Below are 8445 nucleotides of genomic sequence, written 5' to 3'. Positions count from 1 at the left end.
CTTTATATCCTTAGGCAGCATAAAAAACACCTCCCTGCAGACTTCTGTTTTCTAAACAAAGTTTACAGGAAGGCGCTCATAATAAATAGCCCAGCTCTATAATACGCTTACACCTAATCAGCTTCAAGCTTATGTTTGACAGCATAAAAGGGTCCAAAAGTCATTCTGAAAATGTTTCAGGAATTCTATGGATCGTTTATTATTTTATCATCACATATGCCTATTGTATCGCGAAGCTTTCACCCTTTACTCTTCCTGCAAGCATTCTCTATTTCTTCTTCTATTTCAGAGCCGTCCCATTTCTATGGTATAGATATGGCATGGACTCTCATATTCCAGCTATTGTATTCCTCTTTGAAGAAGCCGAAGCAGTCATTTCCTCCACGCTTACAATAGTTGCTGTCTTTATATTCCATGCACCCAAATCAGCTCATATATGGATCGATGACATTCTGGCTGCAGTTTCATCTATTGTCTTCGCTATTGCACTAAGTGCTATTACATATGTAAGAAAATTCCATATCGCTAATATAGGTCTTGCCGAGCTTTCACTATGGAAGTATTTCATCCTTATTGCTGCAGTATATTTTACAGGAAATCTTGAAAACTCTCTCTGGTATGGAAATGGCGACATAAGAGGTAGGGTCTGCTCAATGATAGCCATGGTATTTGTTCTATTATTAACAGGTCTGGTGATCTTTGTAAATGGCAGAAGCTATTCCATGGAGGCTATGATGTCTGTTCTTGACTCACAGATGTCAGAGCTATCCGATCATTATCTCCGGCAGAGTGCCACTGACAAAGAGCTTCGAAGCTTCTCACACGAAGCAAAAAATCATCTGACCGCCATGAGAGCCCTGCTTGAAAGCAAAGACTATGACAGGCTGGAATCTTATCTGAATAAACTGAGCCAGGATGATCATATAATTTCTAAAAGCTATAACACAGGAAACCCACTTGCTAATGCTATCCTTTCATATAAATCTGATATTGCTAAAAAAGCAGATACAGAGATCATTTTTGATGGTATCATTCCCGCTCTTAATATACAAGACTGCGATCTTGTCATTCTGCTCTCAAACATTCTTGATAACGCGATCGAGGCCTGTGCCGGCCTTCCCGGGCATAAACAGATAAGCTTTACTTCAAGGTTTCAGTACTCGACCCTGGGCATAACTGTTACAAATCCTGTCCGCTCAAATGTTTTGATCCTAAACAACAGGATAGACACTTCCAAGTCCGATAAGCTTGCTCATGGTATTGGGATTTCAAATATGGAACGTATTGCCCGGAAGTATCAGGGTGATCTATTTCTGTCATGTGATGAGCGGACCTTTACAGCAAGTGCCATACTTAATCTGTCTGGAGATATTCCAGAATAAAGAAATAGATTTCTGAAACAGCCCTTTTACCGTGCTCATCATGATCATTTGAAACTAAAAATCAGATCCCTGCCACAATCCTCTCAGCTGCAAACACTAAAAGCACACCGCTGACTACGCTCAGCAGCATATAGATAAGTGCAATGCCTGCCTGGCCCCTGCCTATAAGTCCCTCGGTCTCAAGTGCAAATGAGGAAAAGGTTGTAAATCCTCCGCATATTCCTACCTTTATAAAGAGGACAAGGTCAGGCTTCAGGCCATTCCTTTCAGAAAAAGCTGCGATCAATCCTATAATAAAGCAACCGATCACGTTTATAAGAAATGTTTTTACTGGAAATCCATTCCGGGGATCAAGCGGCATAAACCCAATAAGATATCTTGCTATTGCACCAACTGCACCGCCTGCCCCGACTATCAGGCACTTTATCATGATATATCCCTTCGATCAGCTATTATCCCGCCATTAATATAGCATTGCAAAGAAGCTTGCTCCTATTACTGTTATAAGACCGTTTACTACTATGGCTAGAGAAGCCATCGCTCCCTCTATATCCCCTATCTCCATGGCCTTTGAAGTCCCGATCGCATGTGCAGCAGCGCCGATAGCAAGTCCCTTTGCCACCGGATCAGTAATCGAAAACAGCTTGCAGACGGATACTGCAAGCACATTTCCAAGTATTCCTGTAACAATTATCACAGCCACAGAGATCGTCACCATTCCGCCAAGCTCACCTGAAATTCCCATGCCTATCGCCGTGGTGATCGATTTCGGAAGAAGAGTGACATACTGCCTGTGAGAAAGATGAAATAAGGCCGACATCATAAGAACCGAACCCATCGACGTAAGCGAACCTGAAAGCAGACCCACAAGTATTCCGGCCCAGTTCCTTTTCAGTCTTTCTATATGGATATAAAGCGGTATGGCAAGGCTTACTGTAGCCGGCGTCAGCAGATATGACAGATATCTGGCACTTACGTTGTAATCCTTATAATCTATTCTGAATACAGAAAGAATGACCATAACAAAAATAATGGATATAAGAAGAGGATTAAAAATACCTAGTCCTGTCTTGTTCCTTATCAGTACACCAAGCCCGTATCCTATTATGCTTATTACTACTCCGAACGTCGCTGAAAGCGCGACCAGATTACTTATGCTCTCCATTATCCTTATCCTTATTCTTAAATCTACTGTCTATATGATCTCTCTTCCATCGCCGTCCTTTTATCAGCTGGATCCTGACTTTAAGTCTTATGCGTCTGTCAAGCGGTATCATGTTACGCTCCTGACGGATCCTTGCAGCCTCCTCACTTATTACCGTATCTGTACGTGATGTGAGCCTTTTTCTAAGGCGCATCACCGACTGAGTTACTGTACCCGTGACTCCCATCACAAGGATCGTTGAAACTACTGTGATCACAAGCACCGGCACCAGCACAGGCCTTATGGCCCTCCAGGTGACTATCAATCCAACTGCTGCGGGGATAAACATCATTGGCATGATTTCTATAAGGAACTCAGCCGTATCCCTGACATCCTCTATGTGAAGCACATGGGTGCATAGAAATATAAGCATTATGACAAGTCCGTAGATCGATCCCGGTACAGGAAGTGGAAGGAACTGATGAAGGAATTCCCCGACACAGGTCACTGCCAGGATAATGCCAAACTGTTTCATGTATTTCAAAATAGCTACCTCCTGTGTGGGTCAGAATCTGTACTCACGTATCTGGGCATTCTTTATTCCAAACGCTGCAAACTCTGCGTTTGTCATATCCCTGAAATAGGACTCAACAATGCGGGCAATACCATTATGAGCCACTAGAAGAAATGTTTTATCCGGTATGGCTGTTATCTCATCTATCAGATCATAAACTCTCTGGGCGCACCTCAGCATGGATTCACCGCCTGAAAAGCTGTCACAGAAATTCTGCTTTGCTGCAGCAAAATCTCCTCCGTCTCTCGGCGTTCCCTCCCACCTGCCAAAGTTCTGCTCGGTCAGCCTCACCTCAGTATGCACTGGAATACCCGTCTGGCTGCTTATCTCCTCTGCAGTATCCCTTGCTCTGCTAAGAGGTGATGTAAGTATCATATCTATATGCATCCTGCCTGCTGAGATAGCATCATTTATTATCTCACCGGTCCTTTTCGCCTGCATATGTCCCTGCTCTGTAAGCGGGCTGTCCGTTGCTCCGCAGATCTTGTTTTCCACATTCCAGACTGTCTGTCCATGACGGACGAAATACATTATACCCATACTTCCTCCGATCAGACAGACCTGCCGTCTTCCTCATCTCCCTGACCAGGGTAAGTCTTCTCTTCATCCTCTTCCTGATCAGATCCACCGTATACCTCGTCGAAAAGATCATTTATACTGTTAGTAAGCTCAGGCGGCAGACCGCTGTTGCTGTCCAGATGCCTGTTCATCTTTCTTGTAAGACCCATTATCTTTACCTCCGGGTCCCTATTGTACCAAAAAAATCACGCAAAAAAAAGCCTTGATCACAGGTTTAAGATTGTTTTTACCTGATGCAATCTTTTATCATGCCTATGGGAAAGTAATATATCATTTCAGAGCTCTTGCATACAATATCAGGAATCAGGTACGCCAGAATACACGCAAGAATAGAAAGCACCTTGTTCTTCATTGTAATTGTCAGGAAAGCACAGAATAGTGCCAAAACGACACGGCCTAGAGCCAGTATTGCCAATACAATTATAAGTGCCTGAACCAGAGATATATTCCAACCCGTGCCACTAAAAATCTCAAGAGTATTAAGTGGTGCATATGGAAATGTATCACAGCGGATGTGTCATCAGGTATTTTATTATACCAACCTCCCTCTCCATGGCCTCAAGTGTGCAATGCTCATATGGTCCGTGGAAACCATAGCCACCTGTACCCAGGTTTGGACACGGAAGGCCCTTGAATGACAGCATAGCTCCATCTGTTCCTCCGCGCACCGGACGGCTTACCGGCTCAAGCCCCACTGACCGGATCGCATCCTCTGCCCGTCCTACTATATCCATATGGTCTTTCATGATCTCTATCATATTCTGATACTGATCCCTTATAGAGAGGGTTACCGTACCTTTGCCATATTTTTCATTCATAACATCTGTAATCTTCTCGATGTAGTGTTTCCTACGGGAGAATCTGTCACTGTCATGGTCTCTTATTATATAAGACAGCTTTGCCGCTTCACAATTCCCGGAAATATCAGTCAGATAATAGAATCCCTCACGTCCGGACGTGTGCTCCGGTCTCTCTGCCTCAGGGATCAGTCTGTCGAATTCGGCTGCAATAGAAGCAGCGTTTTTCATTATATCCTTTGCCTCTCCCGGATGGACATTCTTGCCCCCGATTCTTATCTCAGCCGATGCTGCATTGAAATTCTCATAGGCAACCTCTCCCTCATAGTCGCCATCTACTGTAAAGCCATATTCTGCCCTGCATCTTTCAAAGGAAAGCTTATCTGATCCCCGTCCTATCTCCTCATCCGGAGTAAATACTATATAGATATCTCCATGCAAGGCTCCCTCAGAAAGCACCCCCTCTGCTGCCGTAATGATCTCTGCAAGTCCTGCCTTGTCATCGGCTCCCAGAAGAGAGGTCCCATCTGTAGTGATAAGTGTCTGTCCCTTTAGTGCTGCCAGATCCGGGAAATCCCTGACCGAAAGCAGATCTCCGCTTCCCTCAAGCCTTACATCTCCACCATCATAATCCTCAATGATCTGCGGATGCACATCTCTTCCATTAAAATCAGGCGCAGTATCCATATGTGAAATAAAAGCCAAAGGCTTTCTGTCTACCATTTCAGGAGATGCCTTTATATAAGCATACACATATCCCTGATCTACCGTAACATCATCTGCCCCTATCCCTGCCAGCTCTTTCCTTAATATCTCCGCAAGATTGAGCTGTCTGTCGGTGCTTGGTGTGGTATTCGAGGTCTCATCAGAGGTAGTATATACTGATATGTACTTAAGGAATCTATCTTTCAGTGTCATGGGTCTTATCCTTTCTAATGCTTGTCTTAAGCTTCTCATATACCTCTCTTATCTGATTGACAGGATCCGGCTTCTTAGAATCTGCATCTGCTTTCTGGCTCGTGCTGTCATCATCAGCCACGACAATGGTCTGTTTTGTATCTCCACTGATTTGTTCTGTGCAGCCATCAGATTTGCCTGCCCGCTTACTGATCCTGATCCTATCTGCCTTTTATTGTCCTGATCCGTCCACATTATTGTAGTCCGGAGTCACATAAAACATTTTTCCTGAGCCAGGAGTCTTGATCAGATAGGCTGACTGCTTATCATTTATAGCATTTCTGCCATAATGTGCGTTTATCTGGTTACGATAGCTTACGACTGCCTCATCTGCATATGACCTGGCATCTGCCTCGCAGGACTGACCGTAATATCCGGCGAAACCCGAGCTGCTGTCCTTGTAATTCTGAAACTCATTCAGATACTGTCTGGCCTTTTCATAGGTATGCTGTTTTCTGGAAATCCTGTGATCTGCAAGCTCATTTACAAGATAAAACTCATATCCATGATAAAGCTCATGACAGGTTGCCGCTATCATCAGATATGGTCCTCCCTGATCCAGATATATACTATTCAGAGAAACTGTCATCTCGTTGGCATTAAATAACCCGATCGTCGTATTATCAAGTTCATCTGCCTTCAGCCTTATCTTGACTGATGAATCGATCCCCAGATGCCTGCTCTCTATATCTGCCACCCTCTGCAGGGTAGCTATCCTCTGATCCTCCGAAAGCCCCTTCCATTTCTTCTCCTGCAAGGTTCCAAGGTCATCCATCTGCTTAATGATCATAGTATCTCTAGGCCAGTAATCAGTCCGCTGATCGCTGTCCGGCGTCAGATCCGATAGCAGCGATGAGTCATCACGTCCGTGGATAATGATATATACTGCCGCAACCGCCAGAAAAATGATCACCAGTATACGGGTACGACCTGTCATCTTCGTTTTTCTTACAAGCTTTCTCAAAAGGAAAGCCAAAGCAAACGCTATTATTATGATCAGAACAGCAATAGTCTCTTTCATAGCCACCTCCTTTACCATATCTTGAATCATCGGATAAAGCTTAAAGCCAGTCCAATTATAACCGATAATCTGGCCAGTCTCAATATAACTTTCCGAACAAGGATCGATCTTTCCTGCGAATGCAAATGGATATTTTACAGCTCCACAGGAATATAGTCATGACCTACGGCTGGCAGATATACCCCGAAAACGTCCTTCGTCAGTATCTTAAGCGATGACGTGTTCACGCAGGGATGACAGCCGACATATTCCTCTGCCAGCACGTCCTTGTCCACCAGAAGCTGCACCTTTTTGTCATGATCGTTCATAAGCCCCATTATGCTTACTGAGCCAGGCTTTATATCAAGATATTCCTCCATTTTATCCTCAGGCGCAAATGAGAGTCTGGCGGAATTGATCTGCTTCGACAGATCCTTTGTCTTGAATACCTTATGCCCAGGCATCATCAGCAGATAGAATCTGGTCTTCTGCCTGTTGCAGAGGAAGAGATTCTTGCAGATCAGACAGTCAAGAACTGCATCGATCACATCGCAGACCTCCATAGTTGTGGCAGGCGCATGGTCTGTCCTCTTATACTTTATTCCAAGCGAATCCAGAAGGTCATAGACCCTTATCTCCTTCTCCTCCCTGCCGGCTGTATCTGCCGGTCTTCCGTCATATAATTCCATATCTATATTCCTCTGTTCCAAAGCTTCCCGCATAGTTATTTACATTCTCTTTGGATCATACCCTTATGTATCGGCAGATACATAAGCTATCTTCCTGCGCAGCATATTCATGACCCGTTTCTTGTCGGTTACCCACTTAGGTGATATCAGAAGATTTCTCGGGCCGTCACCGGTCATCCTGTGGATCACCGTGGTATCCGGCAGGATCGAAACAGCCTCTGCTACAAGATCTGTATACTCTTCCATTGTCATCTGTGGAAATGGATGTCTTTTATATTCTTCGGCAAGAAATGATCCCTCAAGGATATTGAGCATCTGGATCTTGATCCCATCGAGAGGTGGATATAAGAATGCGAGATGTCTTATTGTAGCAAGCATATCATCCCGGCTCTCGCCCGGAAGTCCGAATATCACATGAGCGATCACTTCTATGTCTGCTGACTTCAGTCTTCTGAAGCAGTCATCAAAGACTGAGGTCGGATAGCCTCTGTGGATCCGCTCAGCAGTATGATCATTTGCGGTCTGCAATCCAAGCTCGATCCAGACCGGCTTTATTTGATCAAGCTTAATGATCATCTGAAGCTTCTCTTCATCTATGCAGTCCGGTCTGGTGCCAAGCGATAAAACAGCTATATCATCCCGGCGGATCACCTTTTCATATATGCTTCTTAGCCTTCCGGTATCTCCGTATGTATTCGTATATGACTGGAAATATGCTATAAATCGCTGCTTCTGAGGTCGGATATCCGATGGAAGCTTATGGATCACTTTCTGCTTTGCTTTTTCTATCTGTGTGTCAATATCATCCAAAGAAATGATATCCGTTGCGAACTCTCCGGAGCCGCCGGCTGTACAGAATGTACAGCCACCAGTCCCTATACTTCCATCCCTGTTCGGACATGTGCAGCCGGATGACAGGGAAATCCTGTAGATCTTCTGTCCGTATATGCTTTTCAAATGATCAGAAAGTGTAATCATCTTCACCGCTGATACTTATTTAAGCTTCAGTCCGTCACTGAAGGCCTTTCCAACTACTGGTCCGATGATGAATACTCCCTCTGGTGTGATAACTGAGTTTTCTCCTGTAAGCTCCATTCTGATTATCTCCATTAAATCAATTATACCTGTCTGGTTATCAGATTCTATTATAGCACATAAGCCTGTTACTGTACTAATAATTATGCTAGAATACAGCTTAAAAGGAGATGATTCGTTACTATTCACAGAAGAACTGAATGCATCACAAGTAAAGCGGAGGATCTTTCCTTCGCTTTACTTGCTGTTATTCCGTTTTTGTTCTCATTGTTGGGATTTATGAAAGAT

11 protein-coding genes are annotated in these 8445 nt (G+C 44.1%); 1 reads left to right on the top strand and 10 read right to left on the bottom strand.

The features are described 5' to 3' along the window. The first annotated feature begins 131 nt into the window (after positions 1 to 131). Complete coding sequence (locus tag ACTNCK_RS11300; RefSeq protein WP_441082823.1) at positions 132 to 1382, top strand: sensor histidine kinase; 1251 nt, start codon at positions 132 to 134, stop codon at positions 1380 to 1382. Positions 1383 to 1443: 61 nt separating this feature from the next. On the opposite strand, the gene crcB is transcribed toward ACTNCK_RS11300, so the two are convergent. The 10 genes from crcB to ACTNCK_RS11250 form a co-directional block, all read right to left on the bottom strand. Beyond that, on the bottom strand, positions 1444 to 1812 hold the full coding sequence (crcB, locus tag ACTNCK_RS11295) for a fluoride efflux transporter CrcB (RefSeq protein WP_441082822.1): 369 nt from the start codon (positions 1810 to 1812) through the stop codon (positions 1444 to 1446). A gap of 33 nt (positions 1813 to 1845) precedes the next feature. Beyond that, entirely contained in the window at positions 1846 to 2547 is a 702-nt protein-coding gene (locus tag ACTNCK_RS11290) for an LrgB family protein (RefSeq protein WP_441082821.1), read from the bottom strand. Continuing rightward, entirely contained in the window at positions 2531 to 3061 is a 531-nt protein-coding gene (locus ACTNCK_RS11285; RefSeq protein ID WP_441082825.1) for a CidA/LrgA family protein, read from the bottom strand. The genes ACTNCK_RS11290 and ACTNCK_RS11285 overlap by 17 nt, the downstream gene beginning before the upstream one ends. Before the next feature lie 30 nt (positions 3062 to 3091). Beyond that, positions 3092 to 3640 carry a histidine phosphatase family protein gene (locus ACTNCK_RS11280; RefSeq protein WP_441082820.1) on the bottom strand — a complete coding sequence of 183 codons (549 nt, stop codon included), beginning with the start codon at positions 3638 to 3640 and terminating at the stop codon, positions 3092 to 3094. An 11-nt stretch (positions 3641 to 3651) separates the two neighbouring features. After that, positions 3652 to 3828 (bottom strand): hypothetical protein, encoded by a 177-nt coding sequence (locus ACTNCK_RS11275; protein WP_441082819.1) that lies wholly within the window; start codon positions 3826 to 3828, stop codon positions 3652 to 3654. Between the two features lie 354 nt (positions 3829 to 4182). Beyond that, positions 4183 to 5394, bottom strand: a complete 1212-nt coding sequence (gene pepT, locus ACTNCK_RS11270) for a peptidase T (protein ID WP_441082818.1) — start codon at positions 5392 to 5394, stop codon at positions 4183 to 4185. After that, positions 5378 to 5515: a hypothetical protein gene (locus ACTNCK_RS11265; RefSeq protein ID WP_441082816.1), complete on the bottom strand. Its 138-nt coding sequence runs from the start codon at positions 5513 to 5515 to the stop codon at positions 5378 to 5380. Before ACTNCK_RS11265 ends, pepT begins: the two co-directional genes overlap by 17 nt. A gap of 90 nt (positions 5516 to 5605) precedes the next feature. Then, on the bottom strand, positions 5606 to 6454 hold the full coding sequence (locus ACTNCK_RS11260; protein WP_441082815.1) for a hypothetical protein: 849 nt from the start codon (positions 6452 to 6454) through the stop codon (positions 5606 to 5608). A 134-nt stretch (positions 6455 to 6588) separates the two neighbouring features. Further along, a complete protein-coding gene (locus ACTNCK_RS11255) occupies positions 6589 to 7122 on the bottom strand; it encodes a prolyl-tRNA synthetase associated domain-containing protein (protein ID WP_441082814.1) in 534 nt (177 codons plus the stop codon). Positions 7123 to 7185: 63 nt separating this feature from the next. Further along, entirely contained in the window at positions 7186 to 8100 is a 915-nt protein-coding gene (locus tag ACTNCK_RS11250; protein WP_441082824.1) for a TIGR01212 family radical SAM protein, read from the bottom strand. Positions 8101 to 8445 lie beyond the last annotated feature (345 nt).

The sequence above is a fragment of the Candidatus Weimeria sp. HCP3S3_B5 genome, assembly GCF_052064335.1.
Classification (GTDB): domain Bacteria; phylum Bacillota; class Clostridia; order Lachnospirales; family Lachnospiraceae; genus Weimeria.
This window is presented reverse-complemented; position numbering and strand designations above follow the sequence as displayed.